At 68.5% G+C, this 20,538-nt stretch carries 20 protein-coding genes; 8 read left to right on the forward strand and 12 right to left on the reverse strand.

The genetic code is table 11. The features are described 5' to 3' along the window. Positions 1-8: 8 nt before the first annotated feature. Complete coding sequence (locus A9Z05_RS16900) at positions 9-362, reverse strand: chemotaxis protein (protein WP_069619116.1); 354 nt, start codon at positions 360-362, stop codon at positions 9-11. Positions 363-628: 266 nt separating this feature from the next. Here A9Z05_RS16900 and A9Z05_RS16905 point away from each other — a divergent pair, with 266 nt between their 5' ends. After that, positions 629-2,221 (forward strand): ATP-binding protein, encoded by a 1,593-nt coding sequence (locus A9Z05_RS16905; protein WP_069619117.1) that lies wholly within the window; start codon positions 629-631, stop codon positions 2,219-2,221. A 10-nt stretch (positions 2,222-2,231) separates the two neighbouring features. Here A9Z05_RS16905 and A9Z05_RS16910 read toward each other — a convergent pair whose 3' ends face one another. The 4 genes from A9Z05_RS16910 to A9Z05_RS16925 all read right to left on the reverse strand — a co-directional run bounded on the left by A9Z05_RS16910 (position 2,232) and on the right by A9Z05_RS16925 (position 5,106). Further along, the gene (locus A9Z05_RS16910) at positions 2,232-2,555 is read right to left on the reverse strand and encodes a four-helix bundle copper-binding protein (RefSeq protein WP_175975264.1); all 324 of its coding nucleotides are present in this window, start codon (positions 2,553-2,555) and stop codon (positions 2,232-2,234) included. 59 nt (positions 2,556-2,614) lie between these two features. Further along, positions 2,615-3,820, reverse strand: a complete 1,206-nt coding sequence (locus A9Z05_RS16915) for a zinc-dependent alcohol dehydrogenase (protein WP_069619119.1) — start codon at positions 3,818-3,820, stop codon at positions 2,615-2,617. A 136-nt stretch (positions 3,821-3,956) separates the two neighbouring features. Next, positions 3,957-4,436, reverse strand: coding sequence for a hypothetical protein (locus A9Z05_RS16920; RefSeq protein WP_069619120.1), 480 nt, complete (start codon positions 4,434-4,436; stop codon positions 3,957-3,959). 31 nt (positions 4,437-4,467) lie between these two features. Next, positions 4,468-5,106 carry a MarC family protein gene (locus A9Z05_RS16925; protein WP_069619121.1) on the reverse strand — a complete coding sequence of 213 codons (639 nt, stop codon included), beginning with the start codon at positions 5,104-5,106 and terminating at the stop codon, positions 4,468-4,470. A 122-nt stretch (positions 5,107-5,228) separates the two neighbouring features. On the opposite strand from A9Z05_RS16925, the gene A9Z05_RS16930 reads away from it, so the two are divergent. Continuing rightward, positions 5,229-5,447 (forward strand): DUF6566 family protein, encoded by a 219-nt coding sequence (locus tag A9Z05_RS16930; RefSeq protein WP_069619122.1) that lies wholly within the window; start codon positions 5,229-5,231, stop codon positions 5,445-5,447. A 49-nt stretch (positions 5,448-5,496) separates the two neighbouring features. Here A9Z05_RS16930 and A9Z05_RS16935 read toward each other — a convergent pair whose 3' ends face one another. Together A9Z05_RS16935 and A9Z05_RS16940 are read right to left on the reverse strand one after the other, a co-directional pair. Then, positions 5,497-5,874: a DUF5594 family protein gene (locus A9Z05_RS16935; protein WP_069619123.1), complete on the reverse strand. Its 378-nt coding sequence runs from the start codon at positions 5,872-5,874 to the stop codon at positions 5,497-5,499. Positions 5,875-5,916: 42 nt separating this feature from the next. Further along, positions 5,917-7,446, reverse strand: coding sequence for an FAD-dependent oxidoreductase (locus A9Z05_RS16940; RefSeq protein WP_069619124.1), 1,530 nt, complete (start codon positions 7,444-7,446; stop codon positions 5,917-5,919). A 232-nt stretch (positions 7,447-7,678) separates the two neighbouring features. Between A9Z05_RS16940 and A9Z05_RS16945 the strand changes: the two genes are divergently transcribed. Next, positions 7,679-8,839: an NAD-dependent formate dehydrogenase gene (locus tag A9Z05_RS16945; RefSeq protein ID WP_069619125.1), complete on the forward strand. Its 1,161-nt coding sequence runs from the start codon at positions 7,679-7,681 to the stop codon at positions 8,837-8,839. Between the two features lie 27 nt (positions 8,840-8,866). On the opposite strand, the gene A9Z05_RS16950 is transcribed toward A9Z05_RS16945, so the two are convergent. From A9Z05_RS16950 to A9Z05_RS16970, 5 genes are all read right to left on the reverse strand, one after another. Beyond that, entirely contained in the window at positions 8,867-10,291 is a 1,425-nt protein-coding gene (locus A9Z05_RS16950; RefSeq protein WP_069619126.1) for a PLP-dependent aminotransferase family protein, read from the reverse strand. A gap of 381 nt (positions 10,292-10,672) precedes the next feature. After that, on the reverse strand, positions 10,673-10,921 hold the full coding sequence (locus A9Z05_RS16955) for a hypothetical protein (RefSeq protein WP_069619127.1): 249 nt from the start codon (positions 10,919-10,921) through the stop codon (positions 10,673-10,675). Positions 10,922-10,955: 34 nt separating this feature from the next. Next, entirely contained in the window at positions 10,956-11,411 is a 456-nt protein-coding gene (locus A9Z05_RS16960) for a DUF1269 domain-containing protein (RefSeq protein WP_069619128.1), read from the reverse strand. Positions 11,412-11,498: 87 nt separating this feature from the next. Continuing rightward, positions 11,499-11,951 carry a phosphate-starvation-inducible protein PsiE gene (locus A9Z05_RS16965; protein ID WP_012336571.1) on the reverse strand — a complete coding sequence of 151 codons (453 nt, stop codon included), beginning with the start codon at positions 11,949-11,951 and terminating at the stop codon, positions 11,499-11,501. Then, positions 11,948-12,322: a LysR family transcriptional regulator gene (locus A9Z05_RS16970; protein ID WP_069619211.1), complete on the reverse strand. Its 375-nt coding sequence runs from the start codon at positions 12,320-12,322 to the stop codon at positions 11,948-11,950. The genes A9Z05_RS16965 and A9Z05_RS16970 overlap by 4 nt, the downstream gene beginning before the upstream one ends. 399 nt (positions 12,323-12,721) lie before the next feature. Between A9Z05_RS16970 and A9Z05_RS16975 the strand changes: the two genes are divergently transcribed. The 5 genes from A9Z05_RS16975 (at position 12,722) to A9Z05_RS16990 (ending at position 20,488) form a co-directional block, all read left to right on the forward strand. Then, positions 12,722-13,801: a Dyp-type peroxidase gene (locus tag A9Z05_RS16975; protein WP_069619129.1), complete on the forward strand. Its 1,080-nt coding sequence runs from the start codon at positions 12,722-12,724 to the stop codon at positions 13,799-13,801. Continuing rightward, complete coding sequence (locus tag A9Z05_RS16980; RefSeq protein ID WP_069619130.1) at positions 13,794-14,609, forward strand: family 1 encapsulin nanocompartment shell protein; 816 nt, start codon at positions 13,794-13,796, stop codon at positions 14,607-14,609. Before A9Z05_RS16975 ends, A9Z05_RS16980 begins: the two co-directional genes overlap by 8 nt. 79 nt (positions 14,610-14,688) lie before the next feature. Then, positions 14,689-14,958, forward strand: coding sequence for a hypothetical protein (locus A9Z05_RS34835; protein ID WP_084044302.1), 270 nt, complete (start codon positions 14,689-14,691; stop codon positions 14,956-14,958). Positions 14,959-15,242: 284 nt separating this feature from the next. Further along, positions 15,243-18,086 carry an ATP-dependent Clp protease ATP-binding subunit gene (locus A9Z05_RS16985; protein ID WP_069619131.1) on the forward strand — a complete coding sequence of 948 codons (2,844 nt, stop codon included), beginning with the start codon at positions 15,243-15,245 and terminating at the stop codon, positions 18,084-18,086. A gap of 122 nt (positions 18,087-18,208) precedes the next feature. After that, the gene (locus A9Z05_RS16990) at positions 18,209-20,488 is read left to right on the forward strand and encodes an FdhF/YdeP family oxidoreductase (RefSeq protein WP_069619132.1); all 2,280 of its coding nucleotides are present in this window, start codon (positions 18,209-18,211) and stop codon (positions 20,486-20,488) included. Positions 20,489-20,538 lie beyond the last annotated feature (50 nt).

Genomic DNA, 20,538 nt, shown 5'->3' on the forward strand with positions numbered 1-20,538 from the left:
GCCGGGCGTCACGGCGCGGCGCCGGGTTCGTCCGGGTCGTCCGTGCGACCGGGCTCGCTGAGCCGCTCCGTGCGGTCCGGCTCGATGTCCGCGCCTTCCTCGAGCGTCGAATCGCCGTCCGCCGACGCGCGCTCGCCCGTCCCCGCGCGGTCCGTATCGCTGTCGAGCGCCGCGTCGCCGCGTTCGAGCGCGTGGTCGTCGAGCGGCGAATCGACGTCGAACGGATGACGCCGCGCGCCCGCCGTGTCGCTGCCGCTGTCGGACGAGTCGCTCGGGCCCAGCGCCCGGCCGTCCCGGCCGCGGCTGGCGTTGTCGTCGTCCGGGCCGGCCGGTTCGTTATCGGGATTGAGCGTGCTGTTCATGTCGATCTCCTTGCCTGGCTTGCCGCCGCGCGATCGGCCGGAGGGCCGCCGCGCGGCAGGGACCGTACCGGCGTGCAATCGGCATGCCGCGCCGGGCGCAGCCGGCCGGCACGGCGGACGGCACGGCCCATGCGCACCCATTGATCAGCTGAATCGAGTTCCTTTATGCTTTCGGACGTGCCAACTCGCTCCATATGGCCGCCGCCGGCGCGTCCGGGGGCGGGCCGGCGACTTGCGGCCGCCCGTATTTTCAACTTGCCGCTCCGATGAAGAAAGACGACGCCGATCTCCAACCGCATCCGCCGCCGCCCGGCTCGTCCGACCCGCGCGACCTGCTGCACCGCTTCGCCGAATTCCGGTTTCAGACCGTGGTGGAGTCGATCACCGACTACGCGGTATTCATGCTCGACCCTTATGGCAACGTCGCGACGTGGAACGCCGGCGCCCAGCGCATCAAGGGTTACTCCGCCGCCGAGATCGTCGGCCACCATTTCTCGCTGTTCTATCCGACCGACGCGATCACGGCCGGCCGGCCGTCGCAAGGGCTCGCGCTGGCCGCCGCACACGGCCACTTCGAGGACGAAGGCTGGCGCGTGCGCAAGGACGGCACGCAGTTCTGGGCGAGCGTGACGATCACGCCGGTGCACGACGCGACGCATCAGCTGCGCGGCTTCATCAAGATCACGCGCGACATGACCGAGCGCAAGCGGCTCGAGGAACTCGAAGCATCGACGCATCGGCTCAGCGTGTTCATCGCGATGCTCGCGCATGAGCTGCGCAATCATCTCGCGCCGCTGCGCAATTCGGTCGGCGTGCTGCAGAGCCTGCCCGATCCCGCGCCCGCGCTCGCGCAGTGTCGCGACGCCGTGCATCGCCAGGTCGGACAACTGACGCGGCTCGTCGACGATCTGCTCGACGTCGGGCGCATCACGGCCGGCAAGGTCGAACTCGACGCGCGCCCCACTACCGTGCGCGACATCGTGTGCCGCGGCATCGAGAGCATCCAGCCGAAGCTGGCCGCGCGCGGGCAATGGATCCGCGTCGATCTGCCGGCCGATTCCGTGGCCCTGCACGGCGACGACGCACGGCTCGTCCAGGTGCTGCACAACCTGCTCGACAACGCGTCCAAATTCTCGCCGCACGGCGGCCGGATCGACGTCGGCGCGCGGATCGAGGGGCCGTTGGTCGCGATCCGCGTCGCCGATCACGGCGTCGGCATCGCGCCGGGCGCGCTCGACGCCATCTTCGACCTGTTCCAGCAGGAAGGCGCGTCGAGTCGCTCCCCGTCCGACGGGTTCGGGCTCGGTCTCGCGATCTGCCGGTCGTTCGTCGAACTGCACGGCGGGCGGATCGTCGCGGAAAGCGACGGGCCCGGCCACGGCGCAACGTTCACAATCTGGCTGCCGATCGCGCAAACGACCCGCACCGTCCCCTCCGCACCGCCCGCGCCGGCCGCGCTCGAACAGCCGGCCCACGTGCCGCTGCGCATCGTCGTCGTCGACGACAACCGCGATTCGGCCGATACGCTCGCGGTGCTGCTGCAACTGAAAGGGCATGCGCCGCGCGTCGCGTACAACGCGGCCGACGCGCTCGCCCTCGCGCGCGACTACGCACCGCAACTGATGCTGCTCGACCTGACGATGCCGGACGTCGACGGCTTCACGCTGCTGCAGGAACTGCGCGCGATCGACGCGCTGCGCGACACGACCTGCGTCGCGCTGTCCGGCCATGCGCGCGCGTCCGACCTCGCGCGCACCGAACGCGCGGGCTTCGACGACCATCTCGTGAAGCCCGTCGAGATGGCCGTCCTCGACGCGCTGCTGCAGCGCGTCGCGCGCCAGGTTCAGGACACGCCGTAAGCGCCCGGCCTCAGGCCATCGCGCGGCACATCGCCGCGCACGCCTCGCACGCAAGCGCGCAGCGGCGGCAATGTTCGTGCGCATGCCGCGAACACTCGGCCGCGCACAAGTCGCACGCGTGCGCGCACAGCGCGCAAATGCGCGGTGCGAGCCCGCTGCGGCGCGCCATCGCGCCCGACGCGAAGCGGCACAGCTGCGCGCATTCGATGTCGAGCGCGATACAGCCCGCCAGCGCGTGCACGTCGCGCTCCGCGAGGCAGGCGGCCGCACAGGTGTCGCACGCGTGCGCGCACGCATCGCACGCGGCCATGCAGTTGTCGTATTGATCGCTCATCGCAGTGCTCCCGGTTTCGGTTTGCATCGTTTAGGTTTGCATCGTTTCGGTTCGTGTCGTCACGGCGTCAGCTTCACCTTCATCCAGCCGGGCTCGCGCACGTCGAACGCGCGATACGCATCGATCGCGTTCGTCAGCGGCTCGCTGCGCGTGAGCACCGACAGCGGGTCGAATGCACCGCTGCGCACCAGCTCGATGAGCGGCGGCGTCACCGTCCGGTGATTGCAGTTGCCCATCTTGATCGTGAGATTCCGGTTCATCGCCTCGCCGATCGGAAACACGCGCGCCGCCTGCGGATATACGCCGATCACCGAGATCGTGCCGGCCTTCGCGACCGCGCGCACCGCCCATTGCAACACCTGCGACGGCCCGTCGCCCGGCACCCAGTTGCGGCCGTCCGGCTTGCGGTGCGGCGCGATCGCGTCCACTTCCGCATCGAACGCGCGCGCGGCGTCGCGATCGGCCGCGGCCGGCCCGTGCGTCGCGCGCATCGCATCGACGCCCACCGCGTCGATCACGCGATCGACGCCGATCCCGCCCGTCAGCCGCAATATCGTGTCGACTGGATCGTCCTCGGAAAAATCGGCGATCTCGGCGCCCTGCGCGCACGCCATCTCGAGCCGCGACGCGATGCGGTCGATCGCGATCACGCGGCCGGCGCCCATCAGTTTCGCGCTCGCGATCGCGAACTGCCCGACCGGCCCCGCGCCGAACACGGCGACCGTATCGCCCGGCTTCACTTCCGCAAGCTGCGCGCCGAAATAGCCGGTGGGGAAGATGTCCGACATCAGGATCGCGCGATCGTCGTCGATCGCATCGGGCAGCCGGATCAGGCTCGCATGCGCAAGCGGCGTGCGCGCGTATTCGGCCTGCAGCCCGTCGAACGGGCCGGTTTCAGCGGGCCCGCCGAAGAACGACGTGCCCGCGCGCGGCCCGCCGGGGTTCGCGACGTCGCATTGCGCGGTGTAACCGGCGCGGCAGTACGCGCAACTGCCGCACGCGATCGTCGATGGAATCAGCACGCGATCGCCGCGCCGCAGGTTGCGTACGTCGCGCCCGACCGCCTCGACGATGCCGACGCCTTCGTGGCCGAGGATCGTGCCCGGCTTCATCCCGCCGAGCGTGCCGCGCACCATGTGCAGATCGGTGCCGCAAATCGCGCTGGCGGTCAGGCGCACGACCGCGTCGGTCGCCGCGGAGACTTCCGGATCGGGCACCGTGTCGATGCGAATGTCGCCGATGCCGTGAAATACGACTGCTTTCATGTCAGGCCCTCCTTGTCGAAAGCGGAAACGGTAAAGGTCACCGTCGAGCCGATCGAGCAAGGCATGCGCCTGTGCGGCGCGCCGTGACGCACGGAGAGAAAGCGCTTCGTCTTCGGGGAGGGGCCGTGCCGGCGCGTCAGTCCGTGGGCGGACCGCTATCGCCGGGCTCACCGCTGCCGTCGCGCGCGTTCGAGATCGCTTCGACGAGCTTCAGTTCGTCGTCGATCGACAGCGTCGTGTCGGTCACTTCGCCGCCCAGCGGCGCGAGCGCCGCGCTCAGCGCGTAGATGTCGAGCTGCGTCGCGGCCAGCCCGAGCGACACGGTGCCCGGGCGCGCCTTGCGCGCGACGCGGTCGGTCAGCGCATCGTCCGCCGGACGTTCGCGCCACGCGTCGAGCGACGATTCGACGTGCGCGACCACGCTGTCGAGCAGCGAACCGGACGACACGCGGCCCGGATCGACTGCATGCGTGCGCAACTGTCCGTCGGTCGAGCACTCGACGATCACGACACCCGCGAGCGCGACGACGTGCCGGTCGCGCAGCGTGCCGAGTTCGGCCAGCGCGCGACGCGCCGCGTCGAGATCGGGATAGGACAAGACGATCAGCGTGTTCATTCAGCGACTCCATGCAGGCGAACGGGCGCGCTCAATGCGGCAACCCGAACGCGGCCTTCAGGCTCGCGACGATCATCTGCATCGCGATCGCCGCGAGAATCATCCCCATCAGGCGCTGCGTGACGGCCGTCACGCGCGGTGACAGGTAATGGCCGATCAACGGCGCCGACAGCAACGACACGGCCAGCAGCACGAGAAATGCGGCCAGCCCGAGCGCGAACGCGAGTTCCTGCCCGCTCGCGACGGCACTGTGCCCGAGCACGATCATCGTCGCGATCGTGCCGGGGCCGACCAGCAACGGAATCGTCAGCGGGTAGATCGCGACGCTGTCGGCTGCCGCCGGATCGGCGCCTTCGTCGGCGCCCGGCGCATGCTGGCGGCTCGGCGCACCATGCAGCATCGACAGCGCGATCAACAGCACCAGCAGCCCGCCCGCGAGGCGGAAATCGTCGATCGTCAAACCGAATACGTGCAGGATCGCGCCCCCTGCGACCGCCGACACGATGCAGCCGACCGTCACGCCGATCGCGGCCGTCAGCGCGACCTTGCGACGCACGCCGTCCGCCGCGCCTTCGGTCAGCGACAGGAACACCGGAATGTTCGCGATCGGGTTCATGATCGCGAACAGCGCCGCGAACACCTTGATGGAAAAGGTCAGGTCGAAGGCCACAGGGTCGCTCCCGTCTCGCGCGGCACGTGACACGCACACGCCGGTTCGTTTTCGATGCGCGGAGCCCGCCATGCTGATACGATCCACGCACCACGTTCATCCACGACGGAGGGCCCCGCTCGATGCAAGCCACCGACACTTTCATGGGTCACGAAATTCGCGTCGACGCGACGCGCAACGCGAACGGCGCATGGGTCGCGCAGGTGCGGATCTTCCGCGACGGCACGCCCGTCGACCTGCCCGCGCCCGAACTCGTCACGCCCGAATGGCTCACGTGCGACGAAGCGCTGCGCGGCGGCATCGACCAGGGGCGCGTGATCATCCGAACGCGCGACCGGTAACCGCGCGCGGTTCGGCCGCGCCCCATCGGCCGGCATCGCGCGACGCACGTCACGCATCGAAATCGAGGTCGCCGATCAGGATCTCGCGATCGCGCTGCGTCCGGCTGCTGAAATCGACCGGCAATTCCATCTGCCAGCGCTCGATCGTGACCGGCAGCACCGCGAGATAGCGATCGAAGCGGCCATGGTCGGGCTCGGCCAGCAGACCGGCGATCGCATCGTCGCGCCACGCGAGCCGCGCGTTCAACCGGTTCGGCAGGCCGACCGTCGACGTGAGGCCGATCACGTCGATGCAGGTCGGGCTGCCCTGCCCGTCGTGCGGCACGACGTCGACCTTCACTTCGCCAGGCTGATACAGGCCGCGCAAGCGCGTCGCAATGCGCGGCGCGAACTCGGTTTCGAAACGGGCACGGACGTCAGGGTTCATTTCGCCTCCATTCAAGGTTCGGTGGGTGTCGTCATGCTGCTTTCATGCGGAAGCCATCTGCCGCTCGAGCGCCGCTTCGGCCTTCAGGTTGTCGAGATCGCGGGCGATCGTCACGACCGCGAGCCGCGTGTTGCCGCGCCAGTACGCGATCGAGCAGTCGTGCTCGCCGAGGTCGCCGTCGATCTCGACGCGATCCCATTGCTCCGCATGCCCGACATAGCGGAGCGTCAGGTCGTAATGCTGGCTCCAGAAAAACGGCACCGCGTCGAACGGCCGCTGCTGGCCGAGCAGGTTGCGCGCCGCGACGATGCCCTGCCGCTCGGCGACGACCCAGTGCTCGACGCGAATCCGCTCGCCCGTCAGCGGATCGGGCCAACGCGCGATATCGCCTGCCGCATAGATGCCGGGCGCGCTCGTCTGCAGGAAGCGGTCGACCGTCACGCCGCGTTCGACCGCGAGCCCGGCGTCCTGCGCGAGTTCGACGTTCGGATGCACGCCGATCCCCACCAGCACGACGTCGGCCGGCAGCACGTCGCCGTTCGACAGCGTCACGCTGTCCGGCCCGATCCGCGCGGGCGTCGCGCCGAGATGGAATACGACGCCGTGCGCTTCGTGCAGCGCCTTGATCGTGTCGCCGAGCGCATCGCCGAGCACGCGGCCCATCGGATGCGGATCGGGCGCGACGACGTGCACGTCGAGCCCGCGCGTGCGCAACGCGGCGGCCGCTTCGAGGCCGATGAAGCTCGCGCCGACCACCACGCAGCGTCGCGCGGTTTTCAGCTTCGCGATCAGCGCATCGCAATCGGCGCGAGAGCGCAACGTACACACGTGCGGCAGATCGGCGCCGGGCACGTTCAGCCGGTTCGGCTCGGCACCCGTGGCGAGCAGCAGCGCGCCGTATTCGATACGGCTGCCGTCAGCCAGCTCGACCTCCCGCCGCGCGGGATCGATGCGCGCGACCCGCGTGTTGCAGCGCACGTCGATCCGCTGATCGGTATAGAACGACGGTGCGCGCAGCGGCAGCCAATCGGCCTGAGCCGTGCCCGCGAGGTAATCCTTCGACAGGTTCGGCCGGTCGTACGGCGGATCGGCATCGGCGCTCAGCAGCGTGATCGCGTGCGGATAGCCTTCCTGCCGCAGCGTCACGGCCGCCGCGATCGCAGCCGCGCCGCCGCCGACGATCACGACCGACGCAGGCAGCCCGGTGTCCTTCAGCGCAGGCGGCGCGGCGGCCGGCCGCGCATCGACCACGACCGCGCGGCCGTCGCGCCGCTCGACGCGCCAGCACGGCAGCGCGTCGAGCGCCGGCGCGCGTTCCATCTCGCCGGTGCGCAAGCAGAACGCCGCGTGATGCCACGGGCAGCGGATCGTGTCGCCGACCAGCAGGCCCTCGGCCAGCGGGCCGCCGTAGTGCGGGCATTGCGCGCCCACCGCGAACAGTTCGTCGGCACGGCGCACGAGCAGCACCGCCGCGTCGCCGACATGGCCTTCGATCATCGCGCCGTCGGCGAGATCGTCGAGCGCGATCCCTTGCGTGAGATCGGGTGAGGACGCAGCATCGCTTCCAGTCATGACGTGGCTCCCGAAAAGTCAGGTAACGATCCCATTATCGCCATCCCTCCTGAAAAGAACAGGTACAGACGCCTCGCAGCGCACGCAAACGCGGACTGTAGCTTGTACGCGATCCGCGACCGGCGTAGAACGTGATCAGCGTTGCGGCGCAACACGGCGGCCGCCTGCGAGGGGCACGGCGCGACCCGCGCAAGCCGCGTGCCGCCTTCACCTGTCAAAGGAGCACTACCCGATGGCCACCGTCCTGTGCGTGCTCTACCCCGATCCCGTCGACGGCTATCCGCCGCGCTACGTGCGCGACACGATTCCGGTCGTCACGCACTACGCGGACGGTCAAACCGCGCCGACCCCGGCCGGCCCGCCCGGCTTCCGGCCCGGCGAACTCGTCGGCTCGGTGTCCGGCGCGCTCGGCTTGCGCGGCTATATGGAAGCGCACGGCCACACGCTGATCGTCACGAGCGACAAGGACGGCCCCGACTCCGAATTCGAGCGCCGGCTGCCCGAAGCAGACGTGGTGATTTCGCAGCCGTTCTGGCCCGCGTACCTGAGCGCCGAACGCATCGCCCGCGCGCGGAAGCTGAAGCTCGCGCTGACGGCCGGCATCGGCTCCGATCACGTCGATCTGGACGCCGCCGCGCGCGCGCGCATCACGGTTGCCGAAGTCACCGGCTCGAACAGCATCAGCGTCGCCGAGCACGTGGTGATGACGACGCTCGCGCTGGTGCGCAACTACCTGCCGTCGCATGCGATCGCGCTGCAGGGCGGCTGGAACATCGCCGACTGCGTGTCGCGCAGCTACGACGTCGAAGGGATGCATTTCGGCACGGTCGGCGCGGGTCGCATCGGTCTCGCCGTGCTGCGCCGGCTGCAGCCGTTCGGCCTGCAGCTGCACTACACGCAGCGCCATCGGCTCAATGCGTCGATCGAGCAGGCGCTCGCGCTCACGTATCACGCCGATGTGGCGTCGCTCGCGAGCGCCGTCGATATCGTCAACCTGCAGATTCCGCTGTACCCGTCGACCGAGCACCTGTTCGACGCGGCGATGATCGCGCGGATGAAGCGCGGCGCGTACCTGATCAACACCGCGCGCGCGAAGCTGGTCGACCGCGACGCGGTCGTGAATGCCGTCACGTCCGGCCATCTCGCCGGCTATGGCGGCGACGTATGGTTTCCGCAGCCGGCGCCGGCCGATCACCCGTGGCGCACGATGCCGTTCAACGGGATGACGCCGCACATCTCCGGCACGTCGTTGTCCGCGCAGGCGCGCTATGCGGCCGGCACGCTGGAGATCCTGCAATGCTGGTTCGACGGCAAGCCGATCCGCAACGAATACCTGATCGTCGACGGCGGCACGCTCGCGGGCACGGGCGCGCAGTCGTACCGGCTGACATGACGTCGCGCGCCGCCCGCCGCGGCGCGGTCAGTCGATGCAGGATGCGGCGAGCTTGCCGACGGTGACGACCGCGCGCTCGATTTCCGGCGACCACGGGCTGCTGTAGTTCAGGCGGATGAAATTCCGGTAGCTGTCCGCGATCGAGAACATGTAGCCGGGGCCGATCGTGATCCCCTGCTCCAGCGCGAGCTGGTACAGCCGCATCGCGTCGATCTGCGCGGGCAGCTCGACCCACAGCACGTAGCCGCCCGCCGGGCTCGAAATGCGCGTGCCGTCCGGGAAGAACCGCGACACCATCGCGCGCATCAGGTTCGCCTGCTGCGCATACGCCTTGCGAACCCGCCGCAGGTGATGTTCGTAGCCGTCGCGTTCGAGAAACTCCGCGATCGCGAGCTGCGGCAACGACGGTGTCGCCAGCGTGTTCAGGAACTTCAGCTTCTCGACCTGCTCGCGGTAGCGGCCCGGCAACGCCCAGCCGATCCGGTACGCGGCCGTCAGGCTCTTCGAGAACGACGCGCAATGCAGCACGATGTCATGGCGATCGAACGACTTCAGCGTGCTCGGATGCATGTTGCCGAAATACAGTTCGTTGTACACGCCGTTCTCGATGATCGGCAGGTCGGCCTTCGCTGCGAACTCAACCAGTTCGCGCTTGCGCTCGTCCGGCATCTGGAAACCCAGCGGATTCTGGAAGTTCGGCATCACCATGCACGCGGCGATCGGCTGCGACTTCGCGATCGCGGCCAGCGCCGCGATGTCGATCCCGTATTCCGGATGCGTCGCCACCTCGATCGCCTTCATCCCCATCCGCTCGATCGCGTGCAGCATCGCGTAGAACGTCGGCGATTCCACCGCGATCGTGTCGCCCGGCTTCGCCACCGCCTGCAGACACAGGTTGATCGCCTCCGTCGCGCCGACCGTCACGATGATCTCGTTCGGGTCCACCGACATCCCGTTTTCCAGGTAGCGGCGCGCAATCTGCCTGATCAGCCGCGGATGGCCGGGCGGCAGCCCGTCGGTCACGCCCCACAGCGACTTGTCGCGGCCGGCCGCGTACGCGTAGCGGTTCAGCTTCTCGAACGGGAACAGGCTCGGGTCCGGATACGGCGAGCCGAGCGGCACCGCGTCGTCCGTGCCGATCGAGCGCAACGTCGACAGCACGAGCCGGCTTACATCCACCGACGACGAGATCGCGATCGGCTTCGACGGCCGCAACTCGCGTACCGGCGCGTGGCCGTCGTCACGCCGCAGGTTCACGAAATAGCCCGACTGCGGCCGGCTTTCGAGCAGCCCGCGACTTTCCAGCAGCAGATACGCATGCAGTACGGTCGTGATGCTGATCCGGTGCTGCTGGCTCGCCTGCCGCACCGACGGCACACGGTCGCCGTGTCGATATACCCCTTGCCGAATGAGTCGCTCTACGTCGTTCGCAAATTTCTCGTAGAGCTTCATCCGCCTCGCCCCGCCAGCGATGAACCGGCCTGCGCCGCATGAGCGGCACCGCCGCGCCGATGCACGAAGCCGGATAGCCGTCGCCGGGTGCGGGTGTCCCGGCTGGAACCTCGTCCGTTACCGAAATTGAAGGCGGATAGCAATGCGAATCTCATCAAGACAAGGTTCGGCATCCTACTGCGTCATTTCGGCGAATGTAAGTGACAGTTTGGCGAGGAAACGTCAAATCCGGCCGGCGTGGTGAACAGATGATGCGAACGCGACGGCGCGGCCGCGCGCGCTCGCACGGCAGCCGTTCGTCCGGCGCACGTCATGATGTATTGCGGTAGCAGAGGAAGCGGCGGCGAAGCGAAGCCCGGCCATGGGCGGGCCCGCTCGCACTCAAGCGTCGTCGACGTTGTCCGCGTAGTGGTCGATCGCGACCTTGCACTCGTCGAACACCACCGTCAGCAGCGCGATGTCGTTCGACTCGAGCCACTTGCGGATCTGGAGGAACTGGCCGGTGCCGAGATCGGCGACGCGGCCCGGATCGTCGGTCGTCACGTCGACGATCGCGATCGCGCGGTTGCCGGGCAGCGGCGACAGCGTCGCCGCGATGTCGAAGCGCCGGTACGATTGGTCGATGCGCATGCCACTCTCCTGAATCGATTCGACAGGCGCGCGCTCAGTCGAGCGCGTGGCGGAAGACCTTGCCGCCGAATCCCGCGACGACGTTGTCGACCGAGAACGGCGTGTCCTCCTTCGCTTCGAGAATGACCGCGACGCTGCCGGGCACGAGCCGCGCCGCGACCGTCTCGACGAACGTGCCGTCGAGCAGCGCGTTGCCGGCCGCTTGCGCGAGCAGGCCGGCGCCCGCGCCGGCCGCGATGCCGGTCACCACGCCGAGCGGCCCGGCGAGCAGGCCGAGCAAGCCGCCCGCGATTGCGCCGATTGCGCCGCCCCTGAACGGCCGCGATTCGGCGTCGAGCACCGCGAGCTCGCCGTTCGCGTCCTTCTCGACGACGACGCCATTTTCGATATGGAATCCTTCGTTCTTCTCCGACAGCGCGTCGAAATCGTTCGCGGCCCGGCGGGCCGTGTCGACGCTGCCGAATACGGCGACGATCAATTGGCTGGTCATGCGACACCTCGTGTGTTGGGATGAGGATGGGGCCGCCGCACGTCGCACGGCGCGCCGGGGTTCGCTTCGAATGCCGCGCGGGCCGCGTTACTTGCGCGCATGCACGTCGTCCTCGACATCGTCGACGTCCGCCGGAAAGCGATGCTGGCCGAAGCTCAGGATCAGCACGCCGACCGCGAGCAGCACGATCCCGAAAGTCGTCATCAGCATCCGCTCGGGGCTGTCGGTCGCGCCGCGCAGGATCAGGTCGCGCGCGAGCGACGTCATCGCGATGAACAGCGGAAACCGCACCGGCAGCCGACCAAGCCGCAGGTAGCGCAGGTCCATCGCGAGCACTTCCAGATACAGGAACATCAGCAGCAGGTCGGTCAGCGATACCTCGCCCGCGAGCACGACCTTCCACGCTTCCTGCGCCATCGCGAACGCGGTCGCCAGACCGATCACGACCAGCCCGGCCAGTTCGGCCGCGTGGAGGAAATGGCCGAAGCGGCGACGAATGCGCTCGGCGGCCGTATCGGCGGATGCAGTGGAAGTATTCAACGCGGTATCCGGTGCGATGTCGTCGGTGCCGCGATCGATGCTCCATCGCGGCGGCGGAGGGTGTCGGGAAACGGAAAGCCTGCGACGGGCGGACGGGAAACCGTTGCGCATGCGCCGGTTCCGATCGCGCCGGTCGCCTGCGCGACCGCGGACAGCGTGCGCCGGCAACACGCATGAAACGCGGCGCCGGCCTCGGTGCACACGGCGTCGCCCGTGCGGTCCAGCAACAACCGGCAGCCGAGATAGCGTTCGAGATCGTCGAGCCGCGCGCCCACCTGCGCGACGTCGAGCTGCAGATCGGACGCCGCGCCGGACAGCCCGCCGTGCTCGACGATTGCACCGAAAATACGCATCGCTTCCAAAAGGTTCATCATGAGGGTCGTCGTCGGGCGGAGCGGAACCTAATCTACTGCACGCGACACGCACGCTCAAGAGCACAGCGCCGCGCGCGCCAGGAGTACAGCTGCGCGGGCGCCGCACAAAACCGAGCCCTGTTTGACCCATTCGAATGACAGATCATCGATACGTGTTCCAAAGCCCCGTCGAAGCTGCTAGATTGCAGGCTCGACGACGTTACGCGGTGCGGACAGCTCACGCGCCGGGCGAACGCGCGGCCGCCACGTCCGCCTCCCCTTCGCGCCGGAGGCCGGCTGCCGCCGCTGCGGCCCGTTGCGCGATGCCCGCGCAACGTCCTTCATCCGCACGTCACAAAGAGAACCGTCGCATGACACAGTTCAACCGTTCGCGCGCCACGGCCCGCCCGTCCCGACATGACTGACCGGCAGGCCGCGATGCAGACTACCCCTCCCCCGCTCTCCCAGGCCGTCCACAGCCCGATCACGCGCAGCGCGATCTTTCTCGTGGCGACGATCAATCCCGGCGCCGATCACGCCGACACGATCCGTTCATGGTGCGGCGACATCGCCGCGCTCGTGCGCTCGGTCGGCAAGCGCGTGCCGGGCGGCAACCTCACGTGCGTCTGCGGCTTCGGCTCCGACGCATGGGATGCGCTGTTCGGCGAGCCGCGCCCCGCGTCGCTGCATCCGTTCCGCGAATTCGGCGCCGGCCAGCGCGTCGCGATCGCGACGCCCGGCGACATCCTGCTGCACATCCGCGCGGAAGCGATGGACCTGTGCTTCGAATTGGCGACGCAATTGCTCAATGCGCTCGGCGACGCGGTCACGGTCGTCGACGAGGTGCACGGCTTCCGCAATTTCGACCAGCGCGCGATGATCGGCTTCGTCGACGGCACCGAGAACCCGGAAGGCCGCGAGGCGGTCGACTTCACGGTGATCGGCGACGAAGACGCCGAATTCGCGGGCGGCAGCTACGTGCTCGTGCAGAAGTACCTGCACGACATGGCCGGCTGGAACGCGCTCGCGGTCGAAACGCAGGAGCGCATCATCGGCCGCACCAAGCTGTCCGACATCGAGCTCGCGCCGGACGTGAAGCCGTCGTGCTCGCACAGCTCGCTGACCACGCTCGACGAGGGCGGCCAGGAAGTGAAGATCCTGCGCGACAACATGCCGTTCGGGCGCCCGGGCGCCGGCGAATTCGGCACCTATTTCATCGGCTATGCGCGCTCGCCGGCGCCGATCGAGCAGATGCTCGAGAACATGTTCGTCGGCCGCCCGCCCGGCAACTACGACCGCCTGCTCGACTACAGCCGCGCGGTCACCGGCTCGCTGTTCTTCGTGCCGTCGGCCGACCTGCTCGAAGCGCTCGCCGACCGCCCGGCGCCGGCCGACGGCGCCGCCCAACCGGAATCCACGCCGTCCGCGCCTGCCGCGCCACGTCGCGACGGCTCGCTGAACATCGGCTCGCTGAAAGGAACCCCGACCTATGAATAACCTGCATCGCGAACTCGCCCCGATCTCGTCGTCCGCCTGGGAACAAATCGAGGAGGAAGTGGCGCGCACCTTCAAACGATCGGTGGCCGGCCGCCGCGTCGTCGACGTCGACGGCCCCGAAGGCCCCGAGCTGTCGGCCGTCGGCACCGGGCACCTGCTCGACGTGGCCGCGCCGCGCGAGCTCGTGAACGCGCGGCTGCGCGAAGTACGCACGATCGTCGAGCTGACGGTGCCGTTCGAACTGAGCCGCGACGCGATCGACAGCGTCGAGCGCGGCGCGCGCGACGCCGACTGGCAGCCGGCGAAGGAAGCCGCGCAACGGCTCGCGTTCGCCGAAGACAGCGCGATCTTCGACGGCTACCGCGCGGCCGGCATCATCGGCATCCGCGAAGGCACGTCGAACCGACGGCTCACGCTGCCCGCGGACGTCGGCGCGTACCCGGACGCGATCAGCGACGCGCTGGAAGCGTTGCGCCTCGCCGGCGTCGACGGCCCGTACTCGGTCGTGCTCGGGTCGGACGCATACACCGCGCTCAGCGAAGCGCGCGACCAGGGCTATCCGGTCCTCGGCCATATCAAACGCATCGTCAGCGGCGAGATCATCTGGGCGCCGGCGATCAGCGGCGGCTGCGTGCTGTCCACGCGCGGCGGCGATTACGAGCTGCACCTCGGGGAAGACCTGTCGATCGGCTACACGAGCCACACCGACAAGGGCGTCCGCCTGTACCTGCGCGAAACGTTCACGTTCCTGATGTTGACGAGCGAGGCATCGGTGGCCGTGGCGCCGCAGGGCAACGCAGCCGCCTGAGCGCGGTGGCCGGCGCGCGACGCCGCGGCGCCGGCCACGGGTTCGTCGCCGATCCAGCCCGTCCTGCATGGAGGATGTCATGAGCGAATCGAATGATGCATTACAGGCGTTGCAGGCGTCCGTCGCTACCCTGAAGCAGACGGTCGACGCGAGCGCGGGCCGCGAGGTCGGCGACACCACCCTCCGTTTGCCCACTGCGGGCGCGCTGCGCGCCGATGTCGCACCGCGCGCCGTTCGGGCGCCGCCCTTTCCAGCTCCTTCCACCGCAAGCCGCACGCGCCGCGCACGCCCGCGCCGCCGCCCGCTTGCGCGTCTGTACTCCTTGCCGCCCCGTCCCGCGTCCATGTGAGGGTGCAATTCACGGCCGGTCCGGCATGGAACTGTGTCTTGGACGGGCCGCGTCGATTCGTTATTTTGAACGCAGTCGAAGCGATGCCGTGGGCTCCTTGCCGCACCCGCGCTTCCCGCCCCGACCGCGATCGTGCGCCACGCCGGCGCGCACCGCGCGTGTCGCACCGGTGCGACACGCGCCGCCGCCGTGCGCGTCGTGCGTATGCGATCGGGACGCGCGAGCGCCGCACCGCATCGGGCGTCACGCTTCGACCCACCTTCACCGACAGGAGCCAGACCACCATGCCCGCACTTTGCGATATCTGCCACGCGCGGCCGGCCGTTGCGCGCGCCACCGTGATGCAGGACGGCGAGCGCAAGACCATCTCGATCTGCGATTATCACTTCCGTCAGCTGATGCGGCATCAAAGCATGCTGAATCCGTTCGATTCATTGCTCGGCGGTGGCGGACCGTCGTCGTTGTTCGGCGGGCTCGGCGACGAATCGCCGCTCGCCGCCGAGATTCCGCGCGAATCGGTCGACCCGACCGACGCGTTCAGCGAACAGACGCTCGAACTGCTGCAGCGCGCGGCCGAGAAGGCGCACGAGCTGCGCCGCAGCGAGCTCGATTCCGAACACCTGCTGTACGCGCTCGCGGACACCGACATGTGCGCCGCGCTGCTGAAGGAACTGAAGCTGTCGCCGGAGGACATCAAGACGTACATCGACGCGCATGCGCACACCGGCACGGCCGCCCCCGATGCGCCGCTCGACAAGCTGTCGATCTCGCCGCGCGTGAAGAAGGCCGTGCAGTACGCGTTTCAGGCGTCGCGCGATCTCGGCCACTCGTACATCGGCCCCGAGCACCTGTTGATCGGGCTCGCGGCGGTGCCGGACAGCGTCGCCGGCACGCTGCTGAAGAAATACGGCGTGACGCCCGAGGCGCTGCGCCAGAAGGTCGTGAAGGTGGTCGGCAAGGGCGCCGAGGACGGCCGCGTCGATGCGCCGACCGGCACGCCGAACCTCGACAAGTTCGGCCGCGACCTCACCGCGATCGCGCGCCAGGGCAAGCTCGATCCGGTGCTCGGCCGCGCGCAGGAAATCGAGAGCACGATCGAGGTGCTCGCGCGCCGCAAGAAGAACAACCCGGTGCTGATCGGCGAGCCGGGCGTTGGCAAGACCGCGATCGTCGAGGGGCTCGCGCAGCGGATCGTCAACGGCGACGTGCCCGAAGTGTTGCGCGACAAGCGGCTCGTCGAAGTCAACATCAACTCGATGGTGGCCGGCGCGAAGTATCGCGGCGAATTCGAGGAACGCGCGAAGCAGCTGATCGACGAAGTGACCGCGAAGCAGGACGAACTGATCCTGTTCATCGACGAGCTGCATACGATCGTCGGCGCGGGCCAGGGCGGCGGCGAAGGCGGCCTCGACATCGCTAACGTGCTGAAGCCCGCGCTCGCGCGCGGCGAGCTGAGCCTGATCGGCGCGACGACGCTCAACGAATACCAGAAGTACATCGAGAAGGACGCCGCGCTCGAACGCCGCTTCCAGCCCGTGTTCGTGCCGGAGCCGAGCGTCGAGCAGACGATCGTGATCCTGCGCGGGCTGCGCGACAGCCTCGAGGCGCACCACCAGGTGACGTTCGCCGACGACGCGTTCGTCGCGGCCGCCGAGTTCGCCGACCGCTACATCACGTCGCGCTTCCTGCCCGACAAGGCGATCGACCTGATCGACCAGGCCGCCGCGCGCGTGCGGATCGGCGCGACGTCGCGTCCGGTCGACATTCAGGAAGGCGAAGCGCAGATCGCGCAGCTGAAGCGCGAGCAGGACTACGCGACGTCGCGCAAGCGCTTCGACGAAGCGAAGCAGTTCGAAGAGCAGATCAGCGCGAAGCAGAAGGCCGTCGACGAGATGATGGAGGCGTGGCAGCGCAAAACCGGTTCGGAGACGCTCGAGGTGACCGTCGAATCGGTGGCCGAGGTCGTGTCGCGGCTGACCGGCATCCCCGTGTCCGAACTCACGCAGGAAGAACGCCAGAAGCTGCTGAAGATGGAAGAGCAGCTGCGCGAGCGCGTGGTCGGCCAGGCCGATGCGGTGGTCGCCGTCAGCGATGCGGTGCGGCTGTCGCGCGCGGGGCTCGGCCAGACGCACCGGCCGATCGCGACGTTCCTGTTCCTCGGGCCGACGGGCGTCGGCAAGACCGAGCTCGCGAAGGCGCTGGCCGAGACCGTGTTCGGCGACGAGCAGGCGATCATCCGCATCGACATGTCGGAATACATGGAGCGCCACGCGGTCGCGCGGCTGATCGGCGCACCGCCCGGCTACGTCGGCTACGACGAAGGCGGGCAGCTCACCGAGCGCGTGCGGCGACGCCCGTACAGCGTGATCCTGCTCGACGAGATCGAGAAGGCGCATCCGGACGTCTACAACGTGCTGCTGCAGGTATTCGACGACGGGCGTCTCACCGACGGCAAGGGCCGCGTGGTCGATTTCAGCAACACGATCATCATCGCGACCAGCAACCTCGGCGCGGCGATCATCATGGACAACCTCACGCAGCCGGAAGCCGCACGCAAGACCGACAAGGCGATCCGCGAGGAACTGATGCAGGTGCTGAAGGGGCATTTCCGGCCCGAGTTCCTGAACCGGATCGACGAGGTGATCGTCTTCCACGCGCTGTCGAAGGACAACATCCGCGCGATCGTGCAGATCCAGCTCGACCGCGTGGTGCGTACCGCCGCCGCGCAGGACATCACGCTCGTGATGGGCGACTCGCTCGTCGCGCACCTGACCGAAGCCGGCTACCAGCCCGAATTCGGCGCGCGCGAGTTGAAGCGCCAGATCCGGCAGACCATCGAGACGCGGCTCGCGAAGGAAATCCTCGCCGATCGGCTGAAGTCGGGCGACAAGTGCGAGGTCGACTACGACAAGGACAGCGACGAAGTGAAGTTCAACAAGCTCGCCGCGCCTGAAGCGAAAGACACGAAGGACGCAAAGCAGGACGCCGATGGCAAGGCCAAACCGAACGGCAAGACCGCCAGGGCAGCAGCAGACGCGAAGGCGGACGACACGCCCGCCGACGCCCCGCCGCCCGCGGCGAAACCCTCGGGCAAGAAGTCGTCCGGCGCGAAGAAGGACGCGCACTAAAACAACGCATGCCCCGCAACCCGGGGCGCGCATGACCGGCTCCGTCCGCGGACGGAGCCGCCCCACGCCGCGACACGGCGCAACCGAGCCACCCGCACCGGGCCCGGCTATTGGAGATTCACATGACAAATCGACGCGAAGTGCCAGGCATCAGGAAATACGACGGGCCCGCTGGCGGTTGGGGCGCGCTTCGCGCGACAGCCGACGCGGTGCGGTCGCAGATGGAAACCATCGAGGCGCCGATCGTGCTGATGCGAACCAACCAGCCCGACGGCTTCGACTGCCCCGGCTGCGCGTGGCCCGACAAGGAACACAAGTCGACGTTCCAGTTCTGCGAGAACGGCGCGAAGGCCGTCACGTGGGAAGCGACGACCAAGCGCGTGACGCCGGAATTCTTCGCGGCGAACACCGTGTCGTCGCTGCTGCGCATGTCGGACTACGAACTGGAGAACATGGGCCGGCTCACGCATCCGCTCGTCTACGACCGCGCGACCGACACGTTCCGCGCGATCGAATGGGACGACGCCTTCGCGCGCATCGGCGAAGTGCTGCGCGCGCTGCCGCCCGAGCAAGTCGAGTTCTACACGTCGGGCCGCGCGTCCAACGAAGCCGCGTACCTGTATCAGCTGTTCGCGCGCGAGCTCGGCACCAACAACTTCCCCGACTGCTCGAACATGTGCCACGAGCCGACCAGCGTCGGCCTCCCGCAGTCGATCGGCATCGGCAAGGGTACCGTGTCGCTCGAGGATTTCGACCACTGCGAGCTGATCATCTCGATCGGCCACAACCCCGGCACGAACCATCCGCGGATGATGGGCACGCTGCACGAGTGTTCGCGCCGGAACGTGCCGATCATCGTGTTCAACCCGCTGCGCGAACGCGCGCTCGAACGCTTCGCTGATCCGCAGGACATGATCGAGATGGCGTCGTTCGGCTCGACGCGGATCGCGTCGACGTACTACCAGGTCGACGCGGGCGGCGACGCGGCCGCGCTGAAGGGCATCATGAAGGCGCTGCTGAAGCTCGAAGCCGAACGCGGCGACGTGCTCGACCGCGATTTCATCGCGCAGCACACCGACGGCTTCGACGCGTTCTCGGCCGACCTCGAAGCCACGTCGTGGGACGACATCGAGCGCGCGAGCGGCCTCAGCCAAACGCAGCTCGAAGAGGTCGCGCTCGCGTACGCGAAGTCGAACGCGACGATCGTCACGTACGGAATGGGCGTCACGCAGCACAACAAGGGTACGGCGACCGTTCGCCTGATCGCCGACCTGCTGCTGATGCGCGGCAACATCGGCAAGCCCGGCGCCGGCGTGTGCCCGCTGCGCGGCCATTCGAACGTGCAGGGCAACCGCACGGTCGGCATCACCGAGAAGCCGTCGGCCGAATTCCTGAAGAAGATCGAGGACGTGTGCGGCTTCACGCCGCCCGCGAAGCATGGGCACGACGCGGTGCAGGCGATGCAGGCGATGATCGACGGCACCGCGAAGGCGCTGCTGTGCCTCGGCGGCAACTTCGCGGTCGCGCTGCCCGATCCCGAGCTGTCGTTCCCGGCGATGGCGAAGCTCGACCTGAGCGTGCATCTCGGCACGAAGCTGAACCGTTCGCACCTGCTGGTCGGCAAGGAAACCTTCATCCTGCCCGTGCTCGGCCGCACCGAGCTCGACATGCAGGCCACCGGCCGGCAATCGATCACCGTCGAGGATTCGATGTCGATGGTCCATGCGTCGGCCGGCAAGCTGAAGCCGGCGTCGGACCAGTTGCGCTCGGAGCCCGCGATCGTCGCCGGCATCGCGCATGCGACACTGCCGGACAGCAAGGTCGCGTGGCTCGACCTGATCGCCGACTACGACCGCATCCGCGACCTGATCGACAAGACGGTAGCCGGCTTCGACGCGTTCAACGAGCGGATTCGCACGCCGGGCGGCTTCCGCCTGCCGCTGCCGCCCACCGAGCGCGTGTGGCCGACGCCGACCGGCAAGGCGATGTTCTCGGTCTACAAGGGCGTGAAGGAGGACGCGGACGTGCTCGGCGCCGAGCAGGTGCTGCGGCTGATCACGCTGCGCAGCCACGATCAGTACAACACGACGATCTACGGGCTCGACGATCGCTATCGCGGCGTGTTCGGCCGGCGCGACGTGCTGTTCATGAACGCGGCCGATCTCGACAAGTACGGGCTCGAGCACGGCGACCTCGTCGACATCGAAACGGTCACCGCGTCGGGCCGCACGCTGCGCCTCGAGAAGATCACCGCGATCGAGTACGACATCGCGCCGGGCTCGGTCGGCGCGTACTATCCGGAAGCGAACGTGCTCGTGCCGCTCGACTACATCGACAAGGAAAGCGGCACGCCGTCGTACAAGTCGGTGCCGGTGCGCGTCGCGCGCTCGGCGGTGGTCTGATCCGCGGGCGGGCAAGGGTCGCGGCACACGCCGCCCCCTTCGCCCCGCCT

Source organism: Burkholderia sp. A2 (assembly GCF_001729305.1).
GTDB classification, from domain to species: domain Bacteria; phylum Pseudomonadota; class Gammaproteobacteria; order Burkholderiales; family Burkholderiaceae; genus Burkholderia; species Burkholderia sola.

Bases quoted from the DNA above. Each gene is read 5' to 3' on its own strand.
- A9Z05_RS16935 (WP_069619123.1), bottom strand. From the start codon at position 5,874: ATGAACCCTGACGTCCGTGCCCGTTTCGAAACCGAGTTCGCGCCGCGC.
- A9Z05_RS16955 (WP_069619127.1), bottom strand. From the start codon at position 10,921: ATGCGCATCGACCAATCGTACCGGCGCTTCGACATCGCGGCGACGCTG.
- A9Z05_RS16930 (WP_069619122.1), top strand. From the start codon at position 5,229: ATGCAAGCCACCGACACTTTCATGGGTCACGAAATTCGCGTCGACGCG.
- A9Z05_RS16975 (WP_069619129.1), top strand. From the start codon at position 12,722: ATGACTGACCGGCAGGCCGCGATGCAGACTACCCCTCCCCCGCTCTCC.
- A9Z05_RS16920 (WP_069619120.1), bottom strand. From the start codon at position 4,436: ATGAACACGCTGATCGTCTTGTCCTATCCCGATCTCGACGCGGCGCGT.
- A9Z05_RS16990 (WP_069619132.1), top strand. From the start codon at position 18,209: ATGACAAATCGACGCGAAGTGCCAGGCATCAGGAAATACGACGGGCCC.
- A9Z05_RS16905 (WP_069619117.1), top strand. From the start codon at position 629: ATGAAGAAAGACGACGCCGATCTCCAACCGCATCCGCCGCCGCCCGGC.
- A9Z05_RS16915 (WP_069619119.1), bottom strand. From the start codon at position 3,820: ATGAAAGCAGTCGTATTTCACGGCATCGGCGACATTCGCATCGACACG.
- A9Z05_RS34835 (WP_084044302.1), top strand. From the start codon at position 14,689: ATGAGCGAATCGAATGATGCATTACAGGCGTTGCAGGCGTCCGTCGCT.
- A9Z05_RS16950 (WP_069619126.1), bottom strand. From the start codon at position 10,291: ATGAAGCTCTACGAGAAATTTGCGAACGACGTAGAGCGACTCATTCGG.
- A9Z05_RS16970 (WP_069619211.1), bottom strand. From the start codon at position 12,322: ATGAACCTTTTGGAAGCGATGCGTATTTTCGGTGCAATCGTCGAGCAC.
- A9Z05_RS16940 (WP_069619124.1), bottom strand. From the start codon at position 7,446: ATGACTGGAAGCGATGCTGCGTCCTCACCCGATCTCACGCAAGGGATC.
- A9Z05_RS16900 (WP_069619116.1), bottom strand. From the start codon at position 362: ATGAACAGCACGCTCAATCCCGATAACGAACCGGCCGGCCCGGACGAC.
- A9Z05_RS16960 (WP_069619128.1), bottom strand. From the start codon at position 11,411: ATGACCAGCCAATTGATCGTCGCCGTATTCGGCAGCGTCGACACGGCC.
- A9Z05_RS16945 (WP_069619125.1), top strand. From the start codon at position 7,679: ATGGCCACCGTCCTGTGCGTGCTCTACCCCGATCCCGTCGACGGCTAT.
- A9Z05_RS16910 (WP_175975264.1), bottom strand. From the start codon at position 2,555: ATGAGCGATCAATACGACAACTGCATGGCCGCGTGCGATGCGTGCGCG.
- A9Z05_RS16985 (WP_069619131.1), top strand. From the start codon at position 15,243: ATGCCCGCACTTTGCGATATCTGCCACGCGCGGCCGGCCGTTGCGCGC.
- A9Z05_RS16980 (WP_069619130.1), top strand. From the start codon at position 13,794: ATGAATAACCTGCATCGCGAACTCGCCCCGATCTCGTCGTCCGCCTGG.